This is a genomic window from Pseudomonas sp. WS 5010, from assembly GCF_012985565.1.
GTDB lineage: Bacteria > Pseudomonadota > Gammaproteobacteria > Pseudomonadales > Pseudomonadaceae > Aquipseudomonas.
In genome coordinates, this window is record NZ_JAAQWQ010000003.1 from 826,156 (window position 1) to 851,197 (window position 25,042).

The 25,042-nt window shown below is 61.6% G+C and carries 25 protein-coding genes; 13 read left to right on the forward strand and 12 right to left on the reverse strand.

The features are described 5' to 3' along the window. The first annotated feature begins 64 nt into the window (after positions 1–64). The 4 genes from HBO11_RS12650 to arfB all read left to right on the forward strand — a co-directional run bounded on the left by HBO11_RS12650 (position 65) and on the right by arfB (position 4,409). Complete coding sequence (locus HBO11_RS12650; RefSeq protein WP_057439987.1) at positions 65–256, forward strand: DUF1289 domain-containing protein; 192 nt, start codon at positions 65–67, stop codon at positions 254–256. Positions 257–399: 143 nt separating this feature from the next. After that, positions 400–1,638, forward strand: a complete 1,239-nt coding sequence (rluB, locus tag HBO11_RS12655) for a 23S rRNA pseudouridine(2605) synthase RluB (protein WP_057960500.1) — start codon at positions 400–402, stop codon at positions 1,636–1,638. A gap of 878 nt (positions 1,639–2,516) precedes the next feature. Then, the gene (locus HBO11_RS12660) at positions 2,517–3,938 is read left to right on the forward strand and encodes an amino acid permease (RefSeq protein WP_169955369.1); all 1,422 of its coding nucleotides are present in this window, start codon (positions 2,517–2,519) and stop codon (positions 3,936–3,938) included. A 57-nt stretch (positions 3,939–3,995) separates the two neighbouring features. After that, complete coding sequence (arfB, locus tag HBO11_RS12665) at positions 3,996–4,409, forward strand: alternative ribosome rescue aminoacyl-tRNA hydrolase ArfB (RefSeq protein ID WP_057439984.1); 414 nt, start codon at positions 3,996–3,998, stop codon at positions 4,407–4,409. Here the strand turns inward: arfB and HBO11_RS12670 are convergent. The 5 genes from HBO11_RS12670 to HBO11_RS12685 all read right to left on the reverse strand — a co-directional run bounded on the left by HBO11_RS12670 (position 4,406) and on the right by HBO11_RS12685 (position 7,190). Then, a complete protein-coding gene (locus HBO11_RS12670) occupies positions 4,406–5,605 on the reverse strand; it encodes an MFS transporter (RefSeq protein ID WP_169955368.1) in 1,200 nt (399 codons plus the stop codon). The two genes, arfB and HBO11_RS12670, sit on opposite strands and share 4 nt — an antisense overlap. Before the next feature lie 118 nt (positions 5,606–5,723). Further along, positions 5,724–5,906 (reverse strand): hypothetical protein, encoded by a 183-nt coding sequence (locus tag HBO11_RS12675; protein WP_169955367.1) that lies wholly within the window; start codon positions 5,904–5,906, stop codon positions 5,724–5,726. Positions 5,907–5,980: 74 nt separating this feature from the next. Further along, positions 5,981–6,109 carry a hypothetical protein gene (locus HBO11_RS28675; protein ID WP_262376940.1) on the reverse strand — a complete coding sequence of 43 codons (129 nt, stop codon included), beginning with the start codon at positions 6,107–6,109 and terminating at the stop codon, positions 5,981–5,983. A gap of 151 nt (positions 6,110–6,260) precedes the next feature. After that, positions 6,261–6,851, reverse strand: coding sequence for an HD domain-containing protein (locus tag HBO11_RS12680; RefSeq protein ID WP_169955366.1), 591 nt, complete (start codon positions 6,849–6,851; stop codon positions 6,261–6,263). Positions 6,852–6,878: 27 nt separating this feature from the next. Beyond that, on the reverse strand, positions 6,879–7,190 hold the full coding sequence (locus HBO11_RS12685; protein ID WP_169955365.1) for a DUF962 domain-containing protein: 312 nt from the start codon (positions 7,188–7,190) through the stop codon (positions 6,879–6,881). Positions 7,191–7,362: 172 nt separating this feature from the next. On the opposite strand from HBO11_RS12685, the gene HBO11_RS12690 reads away from it, so the two are divergent. Further along, positions 7,363–8,424, forward strand: coding sequence for an AraC family transcriptional regulator (locus HBO11_RS12690; protein ID WP_169955364.1), 1,062 nt, complete (start codon positions 7,363–7,365; stop codon positions 8,422–8,424). On the opposite strand, the gene HBO11_RS12695 is transcribed toward HBO11_RS12690, so the two are convergent. From HBO11_RS12695 to HBO11_RS12725, 7 genes are all read right to left on the reverse strand, one after another. Next, positions 8,381–9,835 carry a TrkH family potassium uptake protein gene (locus HBO11_RS12695; protein ID WP_169955363.1) on the reverse strand — a complete coding sequence of 485 codons (1,455 nt, stop codon included), beginning with the start codon at positions 9,833–9,835 and terminating at the stop codon, positions 8,381–8,383. The genes HBO11_RS12690 and HBO11_RS12695 overlap by 44 nt on opposite strands. 263 nt (positions 9,836–10,098) lie before the next feature. Further along, entirely contained in the window at positions 10,099–11,442 is a 1,344-nt protein-coding gene (locus HBO11_RS12700) for an imelysin family protein (RefSeq protein WP_169955362.1), read from the reverse strand. Between the two features lie 161 nt (positions 11,443–11,603). Further along, positions 11,604–13,655, reverse strand: coding sequence for a bifunctional diguanylate cyclase/phosphodiesterase (locus HBO11_RS12705; protein WP_169955361.1), 2,052 nt, complete (start codon positions 13,653–13,655; stop codon positions 11,604–11,606). A gap of 224 nt (positions 13,656–13,879) precedes the next feature. After that, on the reverse strand, positions 13,880–14,071 hold the full coding sequence (locus tag HBO11_RS12710; RefSeq protein ID WP_169955360.1) for a hypothetical protein: 192 nt from the start codon (positions 14,069–14,071) through the stop codon (positions 13,880–13,882). Between the two features lie 154 nt (positions 14,072–14,225). Continuing rightward, positions 14,226–14,822 carry a Fe-Mn family superoxide dismutase gene (locus HBO11_RS12715; RefSeq protein ID WP_017125974.1) on the reverse strand — a complete coding sequence of 199 codons (597 nt, stop codon included), beginning with the start codon at positions 14,820–14,822 and terminating at the stop codon, positions 14,226–14,228. A gap of 178 nt (positions 14,823–15,000) precedes the next feature. Continuing rightward, entirely contained in the window at positions 15,001–15,600 is a 600-nt protein-coding gene (locus HBO11_RS12720) for a LysE/ArgO family amino acid transporter (RefSeq protein WP_169955359.1), read from the reverse strand. 5 nt (positions 15,601–15,605) lie between these two features. Further along, complete coding sequence (locus tag HBO11_RS12725) at positions 15,606–16,004, reverse strand: ACT domain-containing protein (protein WP_169955358.1); 399 nt, start codon at positions 16,002–16,004, stop codon at positions 15,606–15,608. Positions 16,005–16,106: 102 nt separating this feature from the next. Here HBO11_RS12725 and HBO11_RS12730 point away from each other — a divergent pair, with 102 nt between their 5' ends. From HBO11_RS12730 to ugpC, 8 genes are all read left to right on the forward strand, one after another. Then, positions 16,107–17,000, forward strand: coding sequence for a LysR family transcriptional regulator ArgP (locus tag HBO11_RS12730; protein ID WP_169955357.1), 894 nt, complete (start codon positions 16,107–16,109; stop codon positions 16,998–17,000). A gap of 52 nt (positions 17,001–17,052) precedes the next feature. Beyond that, a complete protein-coding gene (locus tag HBO11_RS12735) occupies positions 17,053–18,051 on the forward strand; it encodes an NAD-dependent epimerase/dehydratase family protein (protein ID WP_169955356.1) in 999 nt (332 codons plus the stop codon). A 105-nt stretch (positions 18,052–18,156) separates the two neighbouring features. Then, positions 18,157–18,999 (forward strand): ATPase, encoded by an 843-nt coding sequence (locus HBO11_RS12740; RefSeq protein ID WP_169955355.1) that lies wholly within the window; start codon positions 18,157–18,159, stop codon positions 18,997–18,999. 141 nt (positions 19,000–19,140) lie between these two features. Then, a complete protein-coding gene (locus HBO11_RS12745; protein ID WP_169955354.1) occupies positions 19,141–20,400 on the forward strand; it encodes an AGE family epimerase/isomerase in 1,260 nt (419 codons plus the stop codon). Positions 20,401–20,506: 106 nt separating this feature from the next. Then, complete coding sequence (locus tag HBO11_RS12750; RefSeq protein ID WP_169955353.1) at positions 20,507–21,793, forward strand: ABC transporter substrate-binding protein; 1,287 nt, start codon at positions 20,507–20,509, stop codon at positions 21,791–21,793. Positions 21,794–21,962: 169 nt separating this feature from the next. Continuing rightward, the gene (locus tag HBO11_RS12755; RefSeq protein ID WP_029296391.1) at positions 21,963–22,871 is read left to right on the forward strand and encodes a sugar ABC transporter permease; all 909 of its coding nucleotides are present in this window, start codon (positions 21,963–21,965) and stop codon (positions 22,869–22,871) included. Beyond that, positions 22,864–23,706 carry a carbohydrate ABC transporter permease gene (locus tag HBO11_RS12760; RefSeq protein ID WP_169955352.1) on the forward strand — a complete coding sequence of 281 codons (843 nt, stop codon included), beginning with the start codon at positions 22,864–22,866 and terminating at the stop codon, positions 23,704–23,706. Before HBO11_RS12755 ends, HBO11_RS12760 begins: the two co-directional genes overlap by 8 nt. Positions 23,707–23,708: 2 nt before the next feature. Then, on the forward strand, positions 23,709–24,869 hold the full coding sequence (gene ugpC / locus HBO11_RS12765) for a sn-glycerol-3-phosphate ABC transporter ATP-binding protein UgpC (protein ID WP_169955351.1): 1,161 nt from the start codon (positions 23,709–23,711) through the stop codon (positions 24,867–24,869). The last annotated feature ends 173 nt before the right edge of the window (positions 24,870–25,042 follow it).

Below are 25,042 nucleotides of genomic sequence, written 5' to 3' on the forward strand. Positions count from 1 at the left end.
GCTGACACACCGCCATCGCAGGCAAGCCAGCTCCTACAGAAAAGCCCTGTGCCGTGAGGTAGTGATGAGCTCCACCAAAGACCCCTGCATCAGCCTCTGCAAATTCAGCGACGACATCTGCGTCGGCTGCGGGCGCAGCAAGCGTGAGATCCGGGCCTGGAAGAAGCTCGACAAGGTCGACAAGCGCGCGGTGCTGGCCGAAGCCGAGCTACGGCTGATCGCCCTGGGCGCCACCGGTCGGCGGAAAAGCAAATGAGCCGGCCCATATCGACTAGTCTCTGATGCGCAATGCGCGCCATGAGCGTATGATTCGCGACCCTTTGGCGATGCGTTCGCCCAAGACCCCAGTTTCAATACCTTCAGGCCACGCCTGAATCGACACACCGGGAGGTGCTTAAGATGAAAGACCAAGACCAGAACGACAGCCAGGAAATCGGCCCAGCCGGCGAGAAACTGCAAAAAGTCCTCGCCCGTATCGGCGTTGGCTCGCGCCGCGACGTAGAAGCCTGGATCACCCAGAAGCGCATCAAGGTCAATGGCGTTGAAGCCACCCTGGGCCAGCGTGTCGACCTGCATGACGCAATCACCATTGATGGCAAGGTCATCAAGCGTGAAGAGGCCGCCGAATCGGTGCGCCGCGTGATCATGTACAACAAGCCCGACGGCGAGATCTGCACCCGTGACGACCCGGAAGGCCGTCCAACCGTGTTCGACAAGATGCCCAAGCCCAAAGAAGGCCGTTGGATCAACATCGGTCGCCTGGACATCAACACCACTGGCCTGCTGATGTTCACCACCGACGGTGAGTTGGCCAACCGCCTGATGCACCCGTCCTACGAGATGGACCGCGAATACGCGGTGCGTGTACGGGGTGAAGTCGATGACGAGATGATCGAACGCCTCAAGGCTGGCGTGGTGCTGGAAGACGGCCCGGCCAAGTTCACCGACATCAAGCAGGCGCCAGGTGGCGAAGGTTTCAACCACTGGTACCACTGCGTGGTGATGGAAGGGCGCAACCGTGAAGTACGGCGCCTGTGGGAATCCCAGGGCCTGGTGGTCAGCCGCCTGAAGCGCGTGCGTTTCGGCCCGGTGTTCCTCAATTCGGACCTGCCGATGGGGCGCTGGCGCGAAATGAGCCAGTACGAAGTCGACATCCTCAGTGCTGAAGTCGGCCTGACCCCTGTGGCCATGCCGCAGATGAACGCCAAGAGCAAAGACAAGCTGGAGCGCATGCAGCGTAAATCGTCGCGCCCTGTGGCACGTACCGAGCGCGTTGCCCGTACTTTGCGCCCGGCGCTGGATGCACCGGCCACTGGCGGTCGTATTTCCCGTCAGCCGCAGATCGAGGGCGATCGTCGTCCGTCGGCTCCGGCCCGTCAGGATGGCGAGCGTGCACCGCGTACTCCGCGTCCGGCCGGTCGTGGCGAGGCGCCAACGGGCGGTCGCAGCAACCGTGGCGATACCGGCCGTGGTGCTCCGCAGACCGATCGTCCAGCCGAAGGTGCCAAGCGCCCAGCCAAGCCCGCGCCGAAAAAGCGCCCAGGGCTCAAACTGGTAGCTGATGAGCCGTCGGGCAAGCGCCGCGGTGCGCCGGCAGGCTCCGGCCAGCGCCCGGGTTTTGGGCGTAAGAAGCCTTAAGGACAGCCGCAAGTTTTAAGCTTCAAGCTGTAAGAAAAAGCGCCAACCTGCGGGTTGGCGTTTTTTTTTGCACGCGGTGTGGCGAGCGGGCTTGCCCTAATGCCCGTCAGTCAAGCGCAGCCCCCCTGTAGGAGCGGGCTTGCCCGCGAAAGCAGTGGGTCAGTCAACATCAATGTTTGCTGGGTCGACGTCTTCGCGGCGATGCGGCGATCCGACAAGCCCGCTCCCACACGTGATCTGTGGTGGTGCCAACATTCTCTGCCCCAGTGAGATCCCCTGTGGGAGCGGGCTTGCTCGCGAAAGCAGTGGGTCAGTCAACATCAATGTTTGCTGGGCCGACGTCTTCGCGGCGATGCGGCGATTCGACAAGCCCGCTCCCACATTTGATCTTCACTGCGTTGAGCATTGCGTTCGCTTAACTGATCGGCATCAGGGCAAGCCCGCTCGCCACGTGGGAGTCGGTGGAGCGTCAGAAATAGCTTCCAGTCTGTAACGATTGTTTTACGGAATGGATGGGCCTAGGCGGGGCGTGCCCTCGATGGGCTTTTTCTGTAAAGAAAATCTTACGGCTGGCCAACAATCTCCCCCACAACCCTCCCTAACGGATCGAGCGGTGTACAATGCGCCGCGTTTTACTGTGACCCCCCTTGCGTATCCACGCAAAAGGCCTTCAAGGCTAGCTGCCTTGTTAACTCCGCCTGGCCATAAGCCGGACGGGTTCGATTTCGTCACAGATAAAAACAAACAGGTGACGCATGACCGTTAGAAAGACGCTGAACTCCTGGTGCCTGCGCTGGGGTTTGATCGGCGCTGCTTGAGTCGGTTTCAAAGCAGCATCGTGTATTGAACATCATCAAACCTTGCGTGAGACCCTTTTCATGAGTGAACCCAACTCGCATTCAGGCGAACTGAAGCGCGGCCTGAAAAATCGTCATATTCAATTGATCGCCCTCGGTGGCGCGATCGGTACCGGCCTGTTCCTGGGCTCGGCGGGGGTGCTGAAGTCAGCCGGTCCGTCGATGATCCTTGGTTATGCCATCTGCGGTTTCATTGCCTTTATGATCATGCGCCAGCTGGGCGAAATGATCGTCGAAGAGCCAGTGGCCGGCTCCTTCAGCCATTTTGCCCACAAGTATTGGGGCGGTTTCGCAGGCTTTCTGTCGGGCTGGAACTGCTGGATCCTCTACATTCTGGTGGGCATGTCCGAGCTGACCGCCGTCGGCAAGTACGTGCACTACTGGTGGCCGGAGATTCCGACCTGGGTCTCGGCGGCGGCGTTTTTCGTGCTGATCAATGTGATCAACCTGGCCAACGTCAAGGTGTTTGGCGAGGCCGAGTTCTGGTTTGCGATTATCAAGGTAGTGGCGATTGTCGGCATGATCGCCCTGGGCAGCTACCTGCTGGTCAGCGGTACCGGCGGGCCCCAGGCGTCGGTGAGCAACCTGTGGGAGCACGGCGGATTCTTCCCCCATGGCGTTGGCGGCCTGGTGATGGCCATGGCGATCATCATGTTCTCGTTTGGCGGCCTGGAGATGCTCGGCTTTACCGCCGCGGAAGCGGACCAGCCACGCACCGTGATCCCCAAGGCGATCAATCAGGTGATCTACCGCATCCTGATCTTCTACATCGGCGCCCTGGTGGTGCTGTTGTCGCTGACGCCGTGGGACAGCCTGCTGGTGACCTTGAACGCTTCCGGCGATGCCTACAGCGGCAGCCCGTTCGTGCAGGTGTTCTCGATGCTGGGCAGCAATACTGCCGCGCATATCCTCAACTTTGTGGTACTGACGGCGGCGCTGTCGGTGTACAACAGCGGCACTTACTGCAACAGCCGCATGCTGCTGGGCATGGCCGAGCAGGGCGACGCCCCGGCGGCGCTGGCGAAGATCGACAAGCGCGGCGTGCCGGTGCGTTCGATCCTGGCCTCGGCGGCTGTCACCCTGGTGGCGGTGTTGATGAACTACTGGATCCCGCAGCACGCCCTGGAACTGCTGATGTCCCTGGTGGTGGCCACGTTGGTGATCAACTGGGCGATGATCAGCTTCTCGCACTTCAAGTTCCGCCAGCACATGGACCGCACCGCTCAGGTGCCTTTGTTCAAGGCGCTGTGGTACCCCTACGGTAACTATGTGTGCCTGGCGTTCGTGGTGTTTATCCTGGGAGTCATGCTGCTGATTCCGGGGATCCAGGTCTCGGTGTACGCGATTCCGGTCTGGGTGGCCTTTATGTGGGTGTGCTACGTGCTCAAGAACAAGCGCAAGGCGCTGGCCGACTTGAGTGCTGTATCCTCGCTGAACAACTAGCCCACCCTGTAGGAGCCGGCAAGCCGGCTCCTACAGGTGTCAACGGACCCGCTTTCCATGTTGGTGATCTCCAGTAACGTGCACCTGCCCGATGCCGAAATCGAGTTGACGGCCATCCGCGCCCAGGGCGCAGGCGGGCAGAACGTCAATAAGGTCTCCAGCGCCGTGCACTTGCGTTTTGATATCGGCGCGTCGTCGTTGCCGCCGTTCTACAAGGAACGCTTGCTGGCACTGCGTGACAGTCGGATTACCAGCGACGGCGTGCTGATCCTCAAGGCCCAGCAGTACCGGACCCAGGAACAGAACCGCGCCGACGCCCTGGAACGCCTGGTGGAGTTAATCCTCAGCGCGACCAAGGTCGAGAAAAAACGCCGCCCGACCAAGCCCACCCTGGGCTCGAAAAAACGGCGCCTGGAATCCAAGACCAAGCGCGGCAGCATCAAGGCCGGGCGCGGCAAGGTAGATTTCTAGCCGGCGTTACGTTCGTCGCGGTATTTGGGGGCCTGGCGATACAGGTACAGGCTCAGCAGCAGCCCGGCGCAGGCCGCCAGCGCGGCAAACAAGAAGATCGAGGCAAAGCCGAAACCCGCCGCAATCGCCCCGGCCAGTGGCCCGGTGATCCCCAGTGACAAATCGATAAACAACGAATAGGCACCCACCGCCGCGCCACGGCTGGAGGCGGGCACCAGGTTGACCGCTTCAACCCCCAGCGCCGGAAACACCAGGGAAAACCCGAAGCCGCTCAAGGCCGCGCCCGCCAGGGCCAGCTCGGCATTCGGCGCTAGCCACAACAGCAACAGGCCAAGGGTTTCCACCGACAGGCAGGCAATCGCCACGCGAAACCCGCCGATCCGGTTGATCAAGTTACCGAACAGCAAGCGCGCGCCGATAAAACTGGCGCCGAACAGGCTCAGGCACAGCACCGCGTTATCCCAGTTCTGGGTCGCGTAATACAGGGTGATAAACGTGGCGATGGTGCCAAAGCCGATGGAGCCCAGGGCCAGCCCGCAGCCGTGGGGCAGCACGCGGCCGAGCACATGCATGAATGGCAGGCGTTCGCCCACCACGATGGGCGCCGCGACTTTGGGCCAGGCCAGCAACAGGCCCAGTACTGCCAGGGCAATGATGCTTGCGCCCATGCTCCACAGCCCGAACTGGCGGACTAGCAGCACCCCCAAAGGTGCGCCAATCGCCAGGGCGCCGTAGCTGGCGATACCGTTCCAGGAGATGACCTTGGCGGTATTCGTCGCGCCGACCCGGCCGATGCCCCAGCCAATGGAGCCCGATCCCACCAGGCTTTCGGCACTGCCCAGCACCAGCCGGCCAATCAGCAGGCTGGCCAGGCTCAGGGCCGGCAGATGGGTCAGGGCGGCGGATGCCAGCATGAACACCCCACTCAAGCCGCAGCCGGCCAGGCCGTACATCACCGCGCGCTTGCTGCCGCGGTTGTCGATGATACGCCCGGCGTAGGGCCGGCTCAGCAGGGTGGCCAGGTACTGCACACTGATCACCAGGCCCGCGATCACGGCGCCAAAGCCCAGGTCGCTATGGACATAGCCCGGCAATACGGCCAGGGGAATGCCGATGTTCAGGTAGCCGATAAAGGTGAACAGCACGATGGAAACGACTTGCAGCGTGACCGCCATGGGGCGCTGGGTATCTGGCATGGGAAGGGTCCACTGTCGCGGCAGGAAAAGATAGGCTGCTTATGATACCGATGCTTTGCGCTGTACAGGGCATAAAACCTTTGGCGGCTGCATGACTGCGATCGCCGGCAAGTGGCTCCTACAGGGGGGCGGGGTTGAGCATGCGCGTGGTGACCAGCGCGGCCAGGGCGTTTTCCTGGGTGCCGAAGCGCTTGAGCAGCAGCGCCTGCTTTTCCGGGCTGAGGCGGCTCCACACATCGACCATTTGCAGGGCGGCGCCGAGTATCGCTTCATCGGGGGAATGCTTGGGAGTGTCGGGCATGTGGCGTGTCTCTTGATTCAGGCGGTGTGGAAAGCGCGCAGTGTCACGCTTTCCACACGGTCTGGGTACTGCGGTCAGTCGTCGCTATCGCTGTCGACCGGTGTTGCCTGTGCCGGTACTGGCTTGTCGCTGCCGGCCTGTTGCGGGGTTGGCTGCTCGGTCTCGTGCAGGCTTGGGAAGGGGAGATTGGGAATCTCGTGCATCGTCGTCGCTCCTCGCAAGGTCTGTTGTGGAATTGCAGATGTGCCGCGCTTTTCACAAAGCCTGGGCAGGATACAGCACTGCAAATGACAAAAAGACTTTTATCTCGGCAAATCCACGAACCATTTGCGCCAACACGCAAGTGACAAGAGGTCACACGCTGGCCTGGCGCTCCATGGCGGCCTTGTAGATCGAAGTCTTGGGCTGGGCGAAGACCCGCGCCAGCATTGGTTCGAAAAAGCTCAGGGGCAGGGTGGCATAGGCCGGGTCGAACGCGGCCGCGTCATAGCGGGCACAGAACTCAATGGTTTGCTCGTACTGCGGGTGTTCGCCAAATTGCTCGCGCAGGTGGCGATCCATGCCCAGGTGATGAAAAAAGTAGTAGCCCTGGAAAATCCCGTGCTTTTCCACCATCCACAGGTTCTGTGGGCTGACGAACGGTTTGAGGATAGCGGCGGCAATGTCCGGGTGATTGTAGGAGCCGAGGGTATCGCCGATGTCGTGGAGCAGCGCGCAGACCACATATTCTTCGTCGCGGCCATCGGCCCAGGCGCGGCTGGCGGTTTGCAGGGAATGGGTCAGGCGGTCCACCGGGAAGCCACCGAAGTCACCTTCCAGCAGCCGCAGGTGCGCGAGGATGCGCCCCGGCAATTGGCGGGCGTAGGCACTGAAGTCGGCGGCGATGATCGCCCAGTCTTCCTGGGTGCCGTCCTGCATATGGGTAAAGCGGGCCTGCTGGCTCATCGGCGGGTCTCTTATTGTTTGGGTAGGTTAGAACGGCACCTTGCCCAGGATCATGTCGCGATACATCACGAAATCTCCCAGCAGGCTGTAGAACGGATGCTGGAAAGTGGCCGGGCGGTTCTTTTCAAAGAAGAAGTGCCCGACCCAGGCAAAGCTGTAGCCGGCCACCGGCAGTACCCACAGCAGCCACCAGGCGCCTTTGCCGATGGCGAGCGCGAGAATAAAAATCACCAGGCTGGTGCCGATAAAATGCAGGCGCCGGCAGGTGCTGTTGCCGTGTTCGCTCAGGTAATACGCATAGAACTCGGCGAAGCTATTGAATTGTCTGACATTTTCCACGTTGGCCGGCCCTCTGGTTTTTGTTGTGCCCGACGGATGTTCGGCGGGGAGCTTATTTGAGTCTAGAGTCATCACAGGCAAGGGCCAGTGACAATAGACGCCACTTTAGTATCCTTGGGTTCCTGGCTGCGGTTTCAGCCGTCCCTTCATAGAAAGCGTGCAAGAAAACGCCATGAACGAACGAACGACTTCTGCAAGTTGGGCGATGGGGATTGTCAAGGCGCTGGAGCTCGAGGGCCTGGATTGCCGCGCCCTGTTCAAACAGCTGGGCCTGGATTACCGCGCCCTGGACGACCCCGACGCGCGGTTCCCCCAGGACTCCATGACCCGGCTCTGGCAGCGGGCGGTGGAGGTGTCGGGCAATCCGGCCATCGGCCTGAACATGGGCAAGGTGGTGCGCCCGGCGTCGTTCCATGTGGCCGGCTACGCCTTGATGTCCAGCAGCACCCTGGCCGAAGGCTTTACCCGGCTGGTGCGCTACCAGCGGATCATTGCCGAAAGCGCCGACCTGAGTTTCCGTCTGTTGCCCGAAGGCTATGCCTTGATCCTCACGGTGCACGGCGACCACCTGCCGCCCACCCGGCAAAGCGCCGAGGCCTCGTTGGCCTGCGCGCTGGCGTTATGTGGCTGGCTGACCGGGCGCACGTTGCAGCCGCGCAAAGTGCTGGTGCAAGGCGCTCAGCCTGCCGACCTGGAACCCTATAGACAGGCCTTTCATGCACCGCTGGTGTTCAACGCACCGTATGACGCGCTGATCTTCGAGCGGGCGGACATGGAAGCGCCGCTGCCCACTGCCAATGAAGCGATGGCGCTGTTGCACGATCGGTTTGCCGGGGAATACCTGGCCAGGTTTTCCGAGAGCCGCGTGACCCACAAGGCCCGCCAGGTACTATGCCGGCTGCTGCCCCAGGGCGAACCCAAGCGTGAGGTGGTGGCGCAGACCTTGCACCTGTCCCAGCGCACTTTGCAGCGGCGTTTGCAGGAGGAGGGCACCAGCTTCCAGACCCTGCTCGACGATACCCGCCGCGAGTTGGCCGAGCAGTACCTGGCGCAGCCGAGCATGACCCTGCTGGAAATCGCCTACCTGCTGGGGTTTGCCGACCCGAGTAACTTCTTCCGCGCGTTTCGCCGCTGGTTCGATGCCACGCCCGGCGAATACCGGGCGCGGCTACTGGAAACTTCAGCGAATGTCAGTGCCGCCAGAACGCTGGCATACACAGCACAAACACCGTAATGATTTCCAGCCGGCCGAGCAGCATGCCCAGGGACAGGATCCACTTGGCGGCGTCCGGCAGGGTCGCGAAGTTGCCGGCCGGGCCGATGGTCTCGCCCAGCCCCGGGCCCACGCCGGAGACGGTACTGGCGGCGCCGGTCAAGGCAGTCATCCAGTCCACGCCCAGCAGCGACAGGGCCAGGGCGATCATGCAGATGGTGATGGCAAAGAAGAACGAGAAGGTCAGGATCGACCGCACGATTTCTTCGTCCAGGCGGTGGCCGTTGTATTTCTGCTTGATCACCGCCCTTGGGTGAATCAGTTGGTTCAAGTTGGCCTTGAGCAGGATATAGGCGACCTGGAAGCGGAAAATCTTGATCCCGCCGGCGGTGGAGCCCGAGCAACCGCCGACAAAGCCCAGGTAGAAGAACAGCATCAGTGAGAAATTGCCCCACAGGCTGTAGTCGCCGAGGGCAAAGCCGGTGGTGGTCACCACGGACGTGACGTTCAGCGCCACATGGCGCAGCGCATCCAGCCAGTGCAGGTCGGTGGTCCACCAGTACCAGGTGCCGAGCACGACCCAGGTCACCAGCAGCATCCCGAGCAGGCCCTGTACCTGCTGGTCCTTGATCAGCGCCTTGCGGTTGCCGCGCAAGGTGGCGACATACAAGGCAAACGGCAGGCTGCCCATGATCATCACGACGACCGCCACCCAATGCACGGCAGGTTGTTTCCAGTGCGCCAACGACTCGTCGGACGTCGAGAAACCGCCCGTGGAAATGGCTGACATCGCATGGTTGATCGCGTCGAACAGGCCCATGCCGGCCCACCAGAAGCCCAGGCTGCCGAGGATGGTGATACCGACATAGGCCGCCACGATCAGCCGCGCCACCATATGCGAGCGCGGCATGACCTTCTCGGAGCGGTCCGAGGATTCAGTCTGGAACAGGCGCATGCCACCGATGCGCAGCAGCGGCAGGATCGCCACCGCCATGCCGATAAAGCCGATGCCGCCAAGCCAGTGCAGCATCGAGCGCCACATCAGAATGCCCGGCGACATGGTGTCCAGGCCACTGAGTACGGTGGCGCCAGTGGCGGTGATGCCGGACATGCTTTCAAAGAACGAGTCGGTGTAGCTGATGTGCTGGGTCAGCAAAAACGGCAGCGCGGCAAAGATACACACCACCACCCAACTGCTGACGGTCAGCAGGTACATGTCCCGGGGGCGCAGTTGCACCTGTTCCGGGCGCCCGGGGATCACCAGCGCCAGGCCGGCGATAAAGGTGATCATGCTTGCCCAGAGAAAGGACGGCAGGTCGCTGGTGCGGTCGAAAAACACCAGGGTCGCCATGGGCACGACCATGGCGACCGCGAGGGTAATCAGGAAGATGCCGATGATGAAACCAATGATCCGCAGGGTCGGCATTGCCATGAATTGCGCTCGGGTGACGGTTGGAGGCGCCATTCTACCTGCGGTGCAGGGCTTGTAAACCGGGGGCTGCAAAGGGGGGCGCGGATCTGATGTAGGACTTGGCTTAATGGGGAGCTGGCTTGTGTGGGAGCTGGCTTGCCTGCGATAGCGGTGGGTCAGTCACCGCCATCGCAGGCAAGCCAGCTCCTACAGGGGAGAGGGCGACTGCAAACGATGAATACAAAAAAGGCGACCCGAAGGCCGCCTCATTCAAACCGCGCGGATCAGAACTCGTGATCAGCGTTGTCCGGGTTCAGGTCGCCGATGCCCAGTTTGCCAGCAGCTTGCTCGATAGAGCCGGTCTGCTTGACCAGGGCCGCGATGGCGTCGCGCACGATCTGGTTGCCTGCGGTGTTGCCGGCGGCGATCAACTGGTCGTAGTGCTCACCCTTGTTGGCGTGGTCGACAATGACCTGGATCTTCGCTTCGGTAGCCGCCAGGTCAGCCTTGAGGGCTTCATCGGCAGCCGGGTCGACCTTGGCCACCAGGGACGACAGGCTGGCGCCGGTCAGCTTGGTGCCGTCGGTGCGGGTGTACTCGCCCAGGTAGACGTTGCGGATGCCCTTGGCGTCGTAGAAGTGCGAGTAGTGCGTGTTGTCGCTGAAGCAGTCGTGCTCGTCTTCCGGCGAGTTGGCTTCCAGGGACACTTTCATGCGCTCGCCCGCCAGTTCACCCAGGGACAGGCTGCCCATGCCGAACAGCATCTTGCGCAGGCCGTCGGTGCCAGGCTCTGCTTCCAGGGTGGCGCGGTAGTTGTCTTCGACGTTGGGTTTCCAGTTGCCGACCATTTCTTCAAGGTCGCTGACCAGCAGTTGAGTCACGGCGCGCAGGTAAGTGCGGCGACGCTCGTTATGCCCACCGGTGGCGCCGTCGCCTTGCAGGTAGTCCGACGCTGGACGGTTGCCGGCGCCAGGGCCGGTGCCGTTCAGGTCCTGGCCCCAGAGCAGGAATTCGATGGCGTGGTAGCCAGTGGCGACGTTGGCTTCGGAACCGCCCAGCTCATTGAGGCTGGCAAGTTTCTCCGCAGTGATTTCCTTGACGTCGATCTTGTCTTCGCCGACCTGGATCTCGGTGTTGGCGATGATGTTGGCGGTGGCGCCTGGGTTGCCGAGAGCGTGTTCGTAGGATTTGTCGACATAGTCGATCAGGCCTTCGTCCAGCGGCCAGGCGTTCACCTGGCCTTCCCAATCGTCAATGATGGTGTTGCCGAAGCGGAACACTTCGCTCTGCAGGTACGGTACGCGCGCGGCGATCCAGGCGGTACGGGCGGCCTTCAGGGTTTCGTCGTTGGGGTTGGCGAGGAAGGTGTCGATGGCGGTCTGCAGGGTTTTAGCAGTGGACTCGGAGTCGCTGTATACCGCGAATACGATGTCTGCGTAGTGCGCGACGACCGCCTTGGCGGCAGCCTCGTCAACCTGGCCGGCGGTAGCGGCAGCCGTTGGAGCGGGAGTGCTGGCAGCTGGCGTTGGCGCCTGGGGAGCGGCGGCCTTGTCTTTACCCTCGCCGCAGCCGGCGAGAGAAATGGCGATGGCCAGCAGACTGGCGGTGGCCAGGGGCATACGAATCATGGCGAACATCCTGCTTCGGTAGTTGATCGGGGCGCAGTGCGGCGCGCAAAACTGCGACATAATGCGAAAGATTTGCATTTTCTGTAAAGAGTTAACGCAGTAAAAATTTAACATTCCAGCGCCAGCCGCCCAAGGCCGTGCCTTGGGTGGCCATCATGGCTTTACAGGATGGCAGCGTTATTGCGCTCGGCCTGTTTGAGATAGGCCGCCAACTCACGGGCCGGCAGGGGCTTGCTGTAGTGATAGCCCTGACCTTCGTGGCAGCCTTCGCTGATGATGTAGGCTTCCTGCTCGGGCGTCTCCACGCCTTCGGCGATGACTTGCATGCCCAGGCTTTTGCCCAGTTGGATGATTGCCCGCACGATGGTGGCATCGTCGTCGTCATCCAGCAGGTCCTGGACAAAGCTCTTGTCGATTTTGATTTTGTCCAGCGGCAGGCTTTTCAGGTAGCTCAGTGACGAGTAGCCGGTGCCGAAGTCGTCGATGGCAATCAACGCGCCGGAGCGGCGCAGGCTCAGCAAGTGCTGGGCGGCGGTGCTGATGTCTTCCATCAGGCCGGTCTCGGTCACTTCCAGCTCCAGGCTGCGCGGCGGCAGGCGGTAGATCTGCAACAGGTTGTTGACCACCCGTGGCAGTTCGGCGTGGTGCAGTTGCACCGTGGACAGGTTGACCGCCATGCGCAGCTCGCTGAAGCCCAGGTCATGCCACTCGCGCAATTGCCGGCAGGCCTGGTCCAGCACCCATTCGCCAATGGGGATGATGGTGCCGTTCTGTTCCGCCAGCGGGATAAACAGGTCCGGTGGCACCAGCCCGTGTTCCGGGTGTTGCCAACGAATCAGCGCCTCGACCCCGACCACACGATGGTCGACATAGCTGATCTGCGGTTGGTACACCAGGTGAAACTGGTCGCGGCCCAGGGCTTCACGCAGGTCTTTTTCCAGTTCGCGGCGGCGGCGCATCTCGCTGTCGACACTGGCGATATAGAACTGGTAGCGGTTGCGCGAGCGGCTCTTGGCCAGGGTCATGGTCTGCTCGGCTTTTTGCAGCAGCTTCTCGGTGCTGTCGCCGTCTTCGGGAAACAAGGTGATACCGATAGTGGCGCGCAGGCGGATCTGTTCGTGGTCCAGGGCGAACTCGGCTTCCAGGTCATCGAGAATGCTTTGTGCCAGCTCGGCGGCTTCGTAGGGTTGCTCGATATCGGCCTGGACCAGGGCGAACTGGTCGCCACCCAGGCGGGCGAGGGCGCCGAGGCGACCACTGTGGGCGCGCAGGCGGTCGGCCAGGGCCAGCAGCAATTGGTCGCCAGCCTGGTAGGTGTACTGCTCATTGACACTTTTGAAGTCATCCAGCCCCACGCACAATACCGCGACCCGGCGTTGCCGGCGTCCGGCGTCGATCAGGATCTTGTCCAGTTGCTCCTGCAGCTTCTGGCGGTTGGGCAGGCCCGTGAGGAAGTCGTACTGGGCCATGCGCAGCAGGCTGTTTTCTGCTTCGTGGCGCAGGTGGGTATTGCGTTCGATGGACGCCAGCAACTGGTTGGCAGTGTTGATCCACAGCCCCAGTTCGTTTTTTTCGTGGCCCTTGAGCTGGGGGATCTTGTGCTCGCTGGGGCGGTCGGGGTTGATCGAACTCAGGTGGCTGATGATCCGCGACAGGGGCTTGGTCAGCAGCCAGTGATAGACCAGATACAACACCAGGCCCATGGCCAGGGCGCGCAGCACCCCGGAGATAAAAATGATCACCGAATTGACGATAAATCCCTGGCCATAGGTGGCCGTGTCGAGGGTGATGCTCAGGTCGCCGTAATATTCGCTATAGGGCCCGCGCCCCACCAATGGGGTGGTGAAGGTGCGCTCCTGGCCAAGAATCACATCCGTCAGCCAGCGGCTGGGGGAGTGCTGCAAATCCCGGCTCTTTTCGGCGAGCATGGGCTCGTTGGGATGGCCAATGGAGGCCATGCGCACTGCATCATCCTGAAACAGGCCTTCGATGACCTGCATGCCCATCTCACGATCCAGGCTGTAGACGGCCTGGGTCGAGGGGTCGCGAAACATGTCGAGGATGCGCTGGGCATCGCCGGCCACGGCCTGGCGCGTCTTGTAGGCATCAAAGACGATCTGCGCCACGCTCAGTGCTACGCCCACAATCAGTGCCGACAAGAGCACCACCCGGAGCAACTTCACCGACAAGCTGTTTTTGAGTTCCAGCTTCAAAGGGTCATTCCTTGTTCCATGCGGGTAGCCTCAATATGCCATGAGTATTGGCAATCCCGAGATGGCAGTCAAAGGGACAATGCGCTGGGTAGCGTCTGGAGCCTAGTCGATGAAGGGCAGGAAGGCGGCGGGCGGATCTTGTCCGCCGCCCTTTTGCACTACTGGTGGGAGCGCAGGCGTGTGCTTTTTTACCTGCACCGAGAGCTGCTCGGTAGCTTTACCGATTAGTAAGTAATGCTCACATTGGTTTTTACATGGACATCTTCGGCGACTTTTCCGGAATCCTTCTCCTCGTTTTCACCTGATCCGCCCTTCAACATTTTCGCCGCCGTTTCCGCCATCGCTCCCACGAGTTGCCCAATCCCCGGCAAGGCTGCCGAGGCTGCGCCCATCATCCCGCTTATTAATCCACCCATAGCTGACACTCCTTAGATAGATGAGGAAGTTATTTCTCCCACGGGCTCTGTGGTCGATTCCTGTCGTTGGGTTCCGCTGCTGGAGTGCCATGATTTTCAACCGCGCACAAAAAAGCCCGGCAATCGCCGGGCTCTTTTTTACTGCAAGGATTGCTTAGGCAGTGAAGGTCTTGCCTTCGAACTGCTCAGCCACGAACTTCCAGTTGACCAGGTTCCAGAACGCTTCCACATACTTTGGACGCACGTTGCGGTAGTCGATGTAGTAGGCGTGTTCCCAGACGTCGCATGTCAGCAGCGGGGTGTCGCCGCTGGTCAGCGGGTTGCCGGCGCCGATGGTGCTGGCCAGGGCCAGGGAACCGTCAGCCTTTTTCACCAGCCAGCCCCAACCGGAACCGAAGGTGCCGACGGAAGTCTTGGTGAACTCTTCCTTGAACTTGTCGAACGAACCGAAAGCGGCGTTGATCGCTTCAGCCAATGCGCCAGTCGGTTGACCGCCGGCGTTTGGCGCCAAGCAGTTCCAGTAGAAGGTGTGGTTCCAGACTTGGGCTGCGTTGTTGAAGATGCCACCCGAAGAGGACTTGACGATCTCTTCCAGGGTCTTGCCTTCGAACTCGGTGCCAGGCACCAGGTTGTTCAGGTTCACGACATAGGTGTTGTGGTGCTTGTCGTGGTGAAACTCCAGGGTTTCCTTGGAGATGTGCGGCTGCAGGGCATCGTGTGCGTACGGCAGCGGCGGCAATTCGAAAGCCATGATAATTCTCCTAATCAGGTCAGTTGCGGTGAGCGCAAGGCCGATCACGGGCGGCCAAACAAGCGCCGGGGAGTTTGTACTCTTTGCGGCGCAGGGTCTGGATCATAGCACCGGGGGTGCGGCAAAACCACGCAACAACTGTGTGGAATAGAGGTTCCAGAGCGTTTTGGAATATTCCTCAGGCACTGATCAATTGATAGGCCACGCTGAACATCATCACCGCCACCAATAGGTCCAGCAGGCGCCAGGTCGCCGGGCGCGCCAGCCACGGGGCCAGCCATGCGGCGCCGAGGGCGAGGGCGGAAAACCACAGCAACGAAGCGCTGGCGGCGCCTGCGACATAAGCGCCCGGCTCGGTTTGCTGGGCGCCGAGGGAGCCGATCAGCAAAACGGTGTCCAGGTACACATGGGGGTTGAGCAGGGTCACGGCCAGGGCGCTGAGCATCACCGCGCGCAATGAGCGCACCTTCTGCCCTTCGCCTTGGCCCAGGCTCTGCCGCGAACAGGCGCGGCGCAAGGCCAGGGCGCCGTACCACAGGAGGAACGCCGCTCCGCCCCAACGGGCAATCGCCAGCAGCACAGGGTTATGTGCCAGCACCGTCGCCAGGCCAAATACCCCGGCGGCCACCAGCAGCGCATCACACACCACGCACAAGGCCGCAACCGGCAGGTGGTGTTCGCGACGCAGGCTCTGGGCCAGCACAAATGCGTTTTGCGTACCGATCGCCATGATCAGCCCGAGGGCTACCAGCAGGCCGTTAACATAACTCTGCCACATAGGATTTACTCCGCGCCCGCCGCCAGTTGTTGCAACACATCCATTGCCTGCTGCGCATCGCTGCGCCCGACAAACAGGTGATCGTGGTAATAGCCGGCGACCACATTGCAACTGATCCCGGCACGTCCCAGGGCGCTGGCGAAGGCAGCGGTCAGGCCCACGGCTTCCAGGGCCGAGTGCACGTTCAAGGTGATCCACGCCGCTACATACTCAAAGGCCAGGCCGGCCTGTTCGGCTTGTTGGCGCTCGACAATCACCGTCAAGCCTTCCTGTTCGCGAAAGCTGCCGATCACTTCGCAGGCGGGCAGGCGGTTATCGGCCAGGGTGCAGAACACGTAGTCGCCGGCATTGAGCTGTGGGCTCATGCTGCGCAGCAGGGTTGCCAGGGCGGTTTCGCCAGCCATTGGGAGATCCTTGAAAGAAAGTAAAGACGCGATGCTGGTCATTCTCCGGTGTGGCGCTGTATAAGAAAAACCAATATTGCTCATCGCTCATTAGGAAAACTGATGTTCGACTATAAATTGCTGTCGGCCCTCGCGGCCGTGGTGGAACAGGCCGGTTTCGAGCGCGGTGCCCAGGTACTCGGGGTGTCGCAATCGGCCATCTCCCAGCGCATCAAATTGCTCGAAGCGCGCATCGGCCAGCCGGTACTGGTGCGCGCGACGCCGCCAACCCCCACGGAAATCGGCCGGCGCCTGCTCAACCATGTGCAGCAGGTGCGCCTGCTGGAGCGCGACCTGCAAAGCCAGGTGCCAGCCCTGGATGAAGAGGGCATGCCTGAACGCCTGCGGATTGCCATCAACGCCGACAGCCTGGCGACGTGGTGGGCGCAGGCGGTGGGCGACTTTTGCGCCGAGCAACATTTGTTGCTGGACCTGGTGGTTGAAGACCAGACCGTCGGCCTCAAGCGCATGCGCGCCGGCGAAGTGGCGGCCTGCGTCTGCGCCAGCGAGCGTCCGGTGGCCGGGGCCCGCAGCCTGTTGCTGGGGGCCATGCGCTATCGGGCGTTGGCCAGTCCGGCGTTTATCTCCCGGCACTTTCCAGGCAGCGTGCGCGCCGATCAGTTGGCGCGTACGCCGGCGCTGGTGTTTGGCCCGGATGATTTCCTACAACATCGCTACCTCGCATCCCTAGGTGTGGATGGAGGTTTCGAACACCATTTATGCCCGTCGTCCGAAGGTTTTATCCGCCTGACCGAAGCCGGCCTGGGCTGGGGGCTGGTGCCGGAATTGCAGGTGCGCGAGCAATTGCAAAGGGGCGTACTGGTGGAGTTATTGCCAGATAAACCCATCGATGTGCCGTTGTACTGGCATCATTGGCGCAGTGGTGGGCAATTGCTCGGCTTGTTGACCGAGCATCTGGCGCGGGCAACTGGCCAATTGCTGGTGCCGTTGGAGTGACTGTCGGCGTCAACGCAACTGCGATGAAAAATGAAAGAACACGGGGTAACACATGAAAATTCTGGTCACCGGCGCAAGCGGCTTCATTGGCGGGCGCTTTGCGCGTTTTGCCCTGGAGCAGGGCCTGGACGTGCGGGTCAACGGGCGGCGGGCCGAGGGTGTCGAGCACCTGGTACGGCGCGGCGCCGAGTTTATCCAGGGTGATCTGAATGATCCGGACCTGGTACGCAACCTGTGCCGCGACGTCGAGGCCGTGGTGCATTGCGCCGGCGCCGTGGGGTTGTGGGGGCGTTACCAGGATTTCCATCAGGGCAATGTGCAGGTCACCGAAAACGTGGTCGAGGCCTGCCTCAAGCAACGGGTCGGGCGCCTGGTGCACCTGTCGTCGCCGTCGATCTATTTCGATGGCCGCGATCACCTGGGCCTGACCGAGGAGCAAGTGCCCAAGCGCTTCAAGCACCCGTATGCGGCTACCAAGTACCTGGCCGAGCAGAAAGTCTTCGGCGCCCAGGAGTTCGGCCTGGAAGTGCTGGCCCTGCGCCCGCGCTTTGTGACCGGTGCTGGTGATATGAGCATCTTCCCGCGCCTGTTGAAAATGCAGCGCAAGAACCGCCTGGCCATCGTCGGCGACGGCCTGAACAAGGTCGACTTCACCAGCGTGCACAACCTCAACGAGGCGCTGCTCAGCAGCCTGCTGGCCACCGGATCGGCGCTGGGCAAGGCCTATAACATCAGCAATGGCACGCCGGTGCCGGTGTGGGACGTGGTCAACTACGTGATGCGCCAGATGGAAATGCCCCAGGTCACGCGTTACCGTTCCTACGGTTTGTCCTACAGCATTGCGGCGCTCAATGAAGCCTGTTGCGCGATGTGGCCGGGGCGCCCGGAACCGTCGCTGTCACGCCTGGGGATGCAGGTGATGAACAAGGATTTCACCCTCGATATCAGCCGCGCACAGCACTATCTCGACTATCAGCCCAAGGTCAGCCTGTGGACGGCCCTCGATGAGTTTTGCCATTGGTGGAAGGTCCAGGATCCGGGCACCAAGTAGCCTGGGCAACACCGCGAAGCGTTTTTTCGCTGGCCGTTCGACCAAGGCGATGGGCCTGGGGTTTATACTCCCGCCGTTTTTATGTAGTTATTTCAAGGTTGATTCATGCGTAACGATACTAAAGACGACTTTGACAACGTGCCGAGCCTGCGGGCCGACGTTGGCGACGACGATGATTTTGTGCCCACAGCGGCCACCGCCATCCGCTCGCGCCCGGCGCCGGTGGTCAAGGTCAAGAGCGCCAGCACCGGGCCGTTGTGGGCCCTGGTCGGCGCGCTGCTGTTCGCCTTTGCCGGCCTGGCCTGGTGGAGTTTCCAGCAGATTTCCCTGATGGGGCAGCAACTGGTAGCGACCCAGGAAAGCTTCGCGCGCATCAGTGAAGAAGCTGCCGGCCGCTTGCAGGACATTTCCGGCAAGGTGGTGGCCAGCGAGGCCAACGTCAATACCGGCAGTGAAGCACTCAAGCTGCAGATCAAGCAGTTGGAAAGCCAATTGCTGGAACAGGGCAAACAACAGTTGGGCGTGGCGGGCCAGGCCACCGACCTGGACAAGCGCCTGGCGCAGATGAGTGCCAGCACCACCGAGCTGACCACCGCCAATACCCAGTTGCAGGCCCAGGTCCTGGGTCTGGTCACTGAGTTGACCACCCTCAAGGCCGCCCAGGCCGAAACCGCCAAGTTGAATGCCGAAGTCAAGGAACTGGGCACGGAGGTGGCAGCCTTGAAGAAGCAGGGCAATCCGGCCACGGCCATTGCGCGCCTGGAGCAGGACCTGCTGGTGATCAAGAGCGAGCTGGACAACCGCGCCGCCACCGAAGGGCCGTCGAACAAAGAGTTCGACGTGTTCCGTATCCAGACCACCCGCAACATCACGACTTTGCAGACCCAGATGCAGAACCTGCAGCGTGAAGTGAGCGCGCCGGCCAAGGTCACGCCCCTGGGCCAGTGACGCCATTGTGATTGTTGGAGCCGGCTTGCCGGCTCCTGCCAATGTCACCATTCGGTGACATTTTCTCGCCCTTTCGTTACCTGCCCCTTCCTGACCCTTGTTTAGACTGCGGTTATCCCACAAAAACAAAAAGGGCCACCCATGACCATGCAACCACTGCCTGCCAGCAGTTGGCTGAACGCACCTGCCCATCACGCCTGGCTTGCCGCCGAAGGCCAGCGTCTGCTGGGCTTTGCCAAGGCCTCGCGGCTGCCTGAAGGCTTCGGCAACCTCGACGACCACGGTCGCCTGCCCGCCGATGCCTGCGCCGAAACCATGAACACCGCCCGCATGACCCACAGCTTCGCCATGGCCCACGCCCAAGGGTTGCCGGGCTATGCCGAGCTGGTGGCGCACGGTGTGGCCAGCCTCGGCGGCGCGTTGCGGGATGCCGAGCATGGCGGCTGGTTTGCCGTCGCCGGCGCGCGTGACGGCAATACGGGCAAGGCCGCCTACCTGCATGCCTTTGTCGCCCTGGCCGCCAGTTCCGCAGTGGTCGCGGGTGCCCCAGGGGCGCAAGCCTTGCTGACGGATGCGATCCAGATCATCGACCAGCATTTCTGGAGTGAAGAGGAGGGCGCAATGCTCGAGTCCTTCGCCCAGGACTGGAGCGGCGAAGAAGCCTATCGTGGCGCCAACAGTAATATGCACGCCACCGAAGCCTTTCTTGCCCTGGCCGATGTCACCGGCGATACGTGCTGGCTGGGGCGGGCGCTTCGCATCGTCGAACGAGTGATCCGTCAGCACGCCGGCGCCAATGAGTTTATGGTGATCGAGCACTTCGACCGCCATTGGCAACCTCTGCACAGCTACAACCAAGACAACCCGGCCGATGGCTTTCGACCCTACGGCATCACCCCCGGCCATGGCTTTGAATGGGCGCGCCTGGTGTTGCATCTGGAGGCCGCCCGCCAGCAGGCGGGGCTGGTCACGCCCGAGTGGTTGCTGGAAGCCGCCAGGGGCTTGTTCGCCAGCGCCTGTGAATACGGCTGGGCGGTGGATGGGGCCCCGGGCCTGGTCTACACCCTGGACTGGCACTACCGCCCGGTGGTGCGTGAGCGCCTGCATTGGACCCACGCCGAAGCCAGCGCGGCGGCCCAGGCCCTGCTCAAGCGCACCGGCGAGTGGCATTACGAGGTCTGGTACCGGCGGTTCTGGGAGTTCTGTGAAACCCACCTGATCGACCGGGTCCAGGGCAGTTGGCACCACGAACTCGACCCGCAAAACCTGCCCGCCAGCAAGATCTGGGGCGGCAAGCCGGACCTGTACCATGCCTGGCAGGCCGTATTGCTGCCGGGCCTGGCGTTATCGCCAAGCATGGCCAGTGCGCTGGGGGCCGGTTGCTATGTCACCAAGTGGTGACATTTGCCCGTCCCTTTGTTACGTGCCTGGCAAAAATCCCTGTTTAGAATCCTATGCAGCGCAAGCTCCAGACTTGCATGCATAACAACAAGAAAAAGGTACTCAGATGAACGCGATTAATCGCCTCGCCGTTGCTATTTCCATTGCCTCGTTGTTTCCCCTCAGTGCATTTGCCGCCGACTCGAAAGGGACGGTTGAAGTTGTGCATTGGTGGACCTCGGGCGGTGAGAAGGCGGCGGTGGATGTCCTGAAGGCCCAAGTTGAGAAAGACGGTTTTACCTGGAAAGACGGGGCCGTTGCAGGTGGCGGTGGCGCCACTGCCATGACCGTGCTGAAAAGCCGCGCGGTCGCCGGCAACCCGCCAGGCGTAGCCCAGATCAAGGGCCCCGACATCCAGGAATGGGCGTCCACCGGGCTGCTCGACACCGATGTCTTGAAGGACGTGGCCAAGGCCGAGAAGTGGGACGATCTGCTCGACAAGAAAGTCTCCGACACGGTGAAGTACGAAGGTGATTACGTCGCCGTGCCGGTGAATATCCACCGCGTCAACTGGCTGTGGATCAACCCGGAAGTCTTCAAGAAAGCCGGCATCAGCAAAAACCCTACGACCCTCGAAGAATTCTACGCCGCCGGCGACAAGCTCAAGGCCGCAGGCTTCATCCCGCTCGCCCATGGTGGCCAGCCTTGGCAGGACAGCACGGTATTCGAAGCCGTAGTGCTCTCGGTCATGGGCGTGGACGGCTACAAGAAAGCCCTGGTCGACCTCGACAACGCGACCCTGACCGGCCCCGACATGGTCAAGGCGCTGACCGAGCTGAAAAAAGTCGCCACCTATATGGATGCCGACGGCAAGGGCCAGGACTGGAACCTGGAAGCCGCCAAAGTCATCAATGGCAAGGCCGGCATGCAGATCATGGGTGACTGGGCCAAGAGCGAATGGACCGCTGCCAAGAAAGTCGCCGGCAAGGACTACGAGTGCGTAGCCTTCCCGGGCACCGACAAGGCCTTCACCTACAACATCGACTCCCTGGCGGTGTTCAAGCAGAAAGATGCCGGCACCTCGGCCGGTCAGCAGGACATCGCCAAGGTGGTGCTGGGCGAGAACTTCCAGAAGGTCTTCAGCATCAACAAAGGCTCGATCCCGGTGCGCAACGACATGCTCGGCGATATGGCCAAGTACGGCTTCGACAGCTGCGCCCAGACGGCGGCCAAGGACTTCCTGGTGGATGCCAAGTCCGGTGGCTTGCAGCCGAGCATGGCGCACAACATGGCGACCACGCTGGCGGTACAGGGTGCGTTCTTTGATGTGGTGACCAACTTCATCAACGACCCGAAAGCCGACCCGGCCGACACCGCCAAGAAACTTGGCGCAGCGGTCAAGTCTGCCAAGTAACCCCTGAGGGGAATCGGTTTCAGTGTGGGAGCGGGCTTGCCCGCGATGCAGGCGCCTCGGTGTAGCAGTGACACCCAGGTGATGCCATCGCAGGCAAGCCAGCGCCCACATGAAGCCGGCCCCCACAAGGTTATCCGTTAGCCCCTTACTCCCTGCCCTGGATTTCCCCATGAGTTCTGTTGCTGTGTTCAGCAAGGCCTCGCCGTTCGATGCATTGCAGCGCTGGCTCCCCAAACTGGTGCTGGCCCCGAGCATGTTCATCGTCCTGGTGGGCTTCTATGGCTACATCCTGTGGACGTTCGTACTGTCGTTCACCAACTCCACCTTCCTGCCCACCTATAAATGGGTGGGCCTTGCGCAATACGCGCGGTTGTTCGACAACGACCGCTGGTGGGTGGCGAGCAAAAACCTGGCGCTGTTCGGCGGCATGTTTATCGGCATCACCCTGGTGATCGGCGTGTTGCTGGCGGTATTTCTCGACCAGCGCATCCGTCGCGAAGGTTTTATCCGCACCATCTACCTGTACCCGATGGCGCTCTCGATGATCGTCACCGGTACCGCCTGGAAATGGCTGCTCAACCCCGGCATGGGCCTGGACAAACTGCTGCGCGACTGGGGCTGGGAAGGCTTTCGCCTGGACTGGCTGATCGATCCGGATCGCGTGGTGTATTGCCTGGTGATTGCGGCGGTATGGCAAGCCTCGGGTTTTATCATGGCGATGTTCCTCGCCGGCCTGCGTGGGGTTGATCAATCGATCATCCGTGCCGCGCAGATCGACGGCGCCAGCCTGCCGCGCATCTACTGGAGCGTGGTGCTGCCCAGCCTGCGCCCGGTGTTCTTCAGCGCGGTAATGATCCTCGCGCACATTGCCATCAAGAGCTTCGACCTGGTGGCCGCGATGACGGCCGGCGGCCCTGGCTACTCGTCCGACCTGCCGGCGATGTTCATGTACTCCTTCACCTTCAGCCGCGGCCAGATGGGCATGGGCTCGGCCAGTGCGATCCTGATGCTCGGCGCGATCCTTGCGATCATCGTGCCTTACCTGTACTCCGAGCTGAGGACCAAGCGCCATGACTAGTCTCGCCAAACCTTCCATCAGCTTCAGCCGCCTGGCGATCCATGGGGTGCTGATCCTGGCCGTGGTGCTGTACCTGGTGCCGCTGGTGGTCATGCTGCTGACCAGCTTCAAGACCCCGGAAGACATCAGCACCGGCAACCTGCTGAGCTGGCCGACGGTGATTACCGGGATTGGCTGGGTCAAGGCCTGGGCCACGGTGAACGGGTATTTCTGGAACTCGTTCATGATCACCATCCCCGCGGTGCTGATCTCCACCACCATCGGCGCATTGAACGGCTACGTGCTGTCGATGTGGCGTTTTCGCGGTTCGCAGTTGTTCTTCGGGCTGTTGTTGTTCGGCTGCTTCCTGCCGTTCCAGACCGTCTTGCTGCCGGCCTCGTTCACCCTCGGCAAGATGGGCCTGGCCAGCACCACCACTGGCCTGGTGTTTGTGCACGTGGTCTACGGCCTGGCGTTTACCACGCTGTTCTTCCGTAACTACTACGTGAGCATTCCGGATGCGCTGGTCAAGGCTGCGCGCCTGGATGGCGCGGGATTTTTCACCATCTTCCGTCGGATCATCCTGCCGATGTCGACGCCGATCATCATGGTCTGCCTGATCTGGCAGTTCACCCAGATCTGGAACGACTTCCTGTTTGGCGTGGTGTTCTCCAGCGGTGATTCGCAGCCCATCACGGTGGCGCTGAACAACCTGGTCAATACCAGCACCGGGGCCAAGGAATATAACGTTGATATGGCGGCGGCGATGATCGCCGGGCTGCCGACCCTGCTGGTCTATGTGGTCGCAGGCAAGTATTTCGTGCGCGGCCTCACGGCTGGCGCGGTCAAGGGGTAATCATGGCTACGCTCGAACTTCGCAACGTAAACAAGACCTATGGTGCCGGCCTGCCGGACACCTTGAAGAACATCGAACTGTCGATCAAGGACGGTGAGTTCCTGATCCTCGTCGGGCCTTCGGGCTGCGGCAAGTCCACCTTGATGAACTGCATCGCCGGCCTGGAAAACATCAGCGGCGGCGCGATCATGATCGGTGACCAGGACGTCAGCGGCATGAGCCCCAAGGACCGGGACATCGCCATGGTGTTCCAGTCCTACGCGCTGTACCCGACCATGAGCGTGCGCGAGAACATCGAATTCGGCCTGAAGATCCGCAAGATGAGCCAGGCGGCCATCGACGAGGAAGTGGCGCGGGTGGCCAAGTTGCTGCAGATCGAACACCTGCTCAATCGCAAGCCGGGCCAGCTCTCCGGTGGCCAGCAACAGCGCGTGGCCATGGGCCGGGCGCTGGCGCGGCGGCCGAAGATCTACCTGTTCGACGAGCCGCTGTCCAACCTCGACGCCAAGCTGCGGGTCGAGATGCGCACCGAAATGAAACTGATGCACCAACGCCTGAAAACCACCACGGTCTATGTGACCCACGACCAGATCGAAGCCATGACCCTGGGCGACAAAGTGGCGGTGATGAAGGACGGCATCATCCAGCAGTTCGGCACGCCCAAAGACATCTACAACGATCCGGCCAACCTGTTTGTGGCGAGCTTTATCGGCTCGCCGCCGATGAACTTCATCCCCCTGCGCCTGCAACGCAAGGAAGGCCGCCTGCTGGCCCTGCTCGACAGCGGCCAGGCGCGTTGCGAGTTGCCATTGGGCATGAACGATGCGGGTCTTGAAGACCGCGACGTGATCCTTGGCCTGCGCCCGGAGCAAATTGTCCTGGCCAGCGGCGAGGGCAATGGCCTGCCGAGCATTCGCGCTGAAGTCCAGGTGACCGAGCCGACCGGCCCGGACACCCTGGTGTTCGTGCAGCTCAATGACACCAAGGTCTGCTGCCGCCTGGCGCCGGACGTAGCGCCGCAAGTGGGCGAGAGCCTGACCTTGCAGTTCGATCCGGCCAAGGTGCTGCTGTTCGACGCCAAGACCGGCGAACGCCTGGGCACCGCAGCTATGCAGCCGGCACAGCAGCATGCCGACAACGTCACCCAATTCAAGGGCCGCTGAAAATCAAAATGTGGGAGCGGGCTTGCCCGCGATACAGGCCGCTCGGTCTACCAGGCACACCGCAGTGATGCCATCGCGAGCAAGCCCGCTCCCACACATTCGATGTGGATGTTTCGGAAATAGCTGTAAACCGCGTTAGATAAAAACAGTTAATAACAATAAAGACGAGGATG

Excerpts from the sequence above, each read along its gene's own strand:
- HBO11_RS12680 (WP_169955366.1), bottom strand. The coding sequence starts at position 6,851 with ATGAGCCAGCAGGCCCGCTTTACCCATATGCAGGACGGCACCCAGGAA.
- HBO11_RS12710 (WP_169955360.1), bottom strand. The coding sequence starts at position 14,071 with ATGGGTGGATTAATAAGCGGGATGATGGGCGCAGCCTCGGCAGCCTTG.
- arfB (WP_057439984.1), top strand. The coding sequence starts at position 3,996 with ATGTTGGTGATCTCCAGTAACGTGCACCTGCCCGATGCCGAAATCGAG.
- rluB (WP_057960500.1), top strand. The coding sequence starts at position 400 with ATGAAAGACCAAGACCAGAACGACAGCCAGGAAATCGGCCCAGCCGGC.
- HBO11_RS12720 (WP_169955359.1), bottom strand. The coding sequence starts at position 15,600 with ATGTGGCAGAGTTATGTTAACGGCCTGCTGGTAGCCCTCGGGCTGATC.
- HBO11_RS12695 (WP_169955363.1), bottom strand. The coding sequence starts at position 9,835 with ATGGCAATGCCGACCCTGCGGATCATTGGTTTCATCATCGGCATCTTC.
- HBO11_RS12735 (WP_169955356.1), top strand. The coding sequence starts at position 17,053 with ATGAAAATTCTGGTCACCGGCGCAAGCGGCTTCATTGGCGGGCGCTTT.
- HBO11_RS12730 (WP_169955357.1), top strand. The coding sequence starts at position 16,107 with ATGTTCGACTATAAATTGCTGTCGGCCCTCGCGGCCGTGGTGGAACAG.
- HBO11_RS12670 (WP_169955368.1), bottom strand. The coding sequence starts at position 5,605 with ATGCCAGATACCCAGCGCCCCATGGCGGTCACGCTGCAAGTCGTTTCC.
- HBO11_RS12660 (WP_169955369.1), top strand. The coding sequence starts at position 2,517 with ATGAGTGAACCCAACTCGCATTCAGGCGAACTGAAGCGCGGCCTGAAA.
- HBO11_RS28675 (WP_262376940.1), bottom strand. The coding sequence starts at position 6,109 with ATGCACGAGATTCCCAATCTCCCCTTCCCAAGCCTGCACGAGACCGAG.
- HBO11_RS12700 (WP_169955362.1), bottom strand. The coding sequence starts at position 11,442 with ATGATTCGTATGCCCCTGGCCACCGCCAGTCTGCTGGCCATCGCCATT.
- HBO11_RS12760 (WP_169955352.1), top strand. The coding sequence starts at position 22,864 with ATGACTAGTCTCGCCAAACCTTCCATCAGCTTCAGCCGCCTGGCGATC.
- HBO11_RS12740 (WP_169955355.1), top strand. The coding sequence starts at position 18,157 with ATGCGTAACGATACTAAAGACGACTTTGACAACGTGCCGAGCCTGCGG.
- HBO11_RS12745 (WP_169955354.1), top strand. The coding sequence starts at position 19,141 with ATGACCATGCAACCACTGCCTGCCAGCAGTTGGCTGAACGCACCTGCC.
- HBO11_RS12650 (WP_057439987.1), top strand. The coding sequence starts at position 65 with ATGAGCTCCACCAAAGACCCCTGCATCAGCCTCTGCAAATTCAGCGAC.
- HBO11_RS12715 (WP_017125974.1), bottom strand. The coding sequence starts at position 14,822 with ATGGCTTTCGAATTGCCGCCGCTGCCGTACGCACACGATGCCCTGCAG.
- HBO11_RS12750 (WP_169955353.1), top strand. The coding sequence starts at position 20,507 with ATGAACGCGATTAATCGCCTCGCCGTTGCTATTTCCATTGCCTCGTTG.
- HBO11_RS12675 (WP_169955367.1), bottom strand. The coding sequence starts at position 5,906 with ATGCCCGACACTCCCAAGCATTCCCCCGATGAAGCGATACTCGGCGCC.
- HBO11_RS12725 (WP_169955358.1), bottom strand. The coding sequence starts at position 16,004 with ATGGCTGGCGAAACCGCCCTGGCAACCCTGCTGCGCAGCATGAGCCCA.
- HBO11_RS12690 (WP_169955364.1), top strand. The coding sequence starts at position 7,363 with ATGAACGAACGAACGACTTCTGCAAGTTGGGCGATGGGGATTGTCAAG.
- ugpC (WP_169955351.1), top strand. The coding sequence starts at position 23,709 with ATGGCTACGCTCGAACTTCGCAACGTAAACAAGACCTATGGTGCCGGC.
- HBO11_RS12755 (WP_029296391.1), top strand. The coding sequence starts at position 21,963 with ATGAGTTCTGTTGCTGTGTTCAGCAAGGCCTCGCCGTTCGATGCATTG.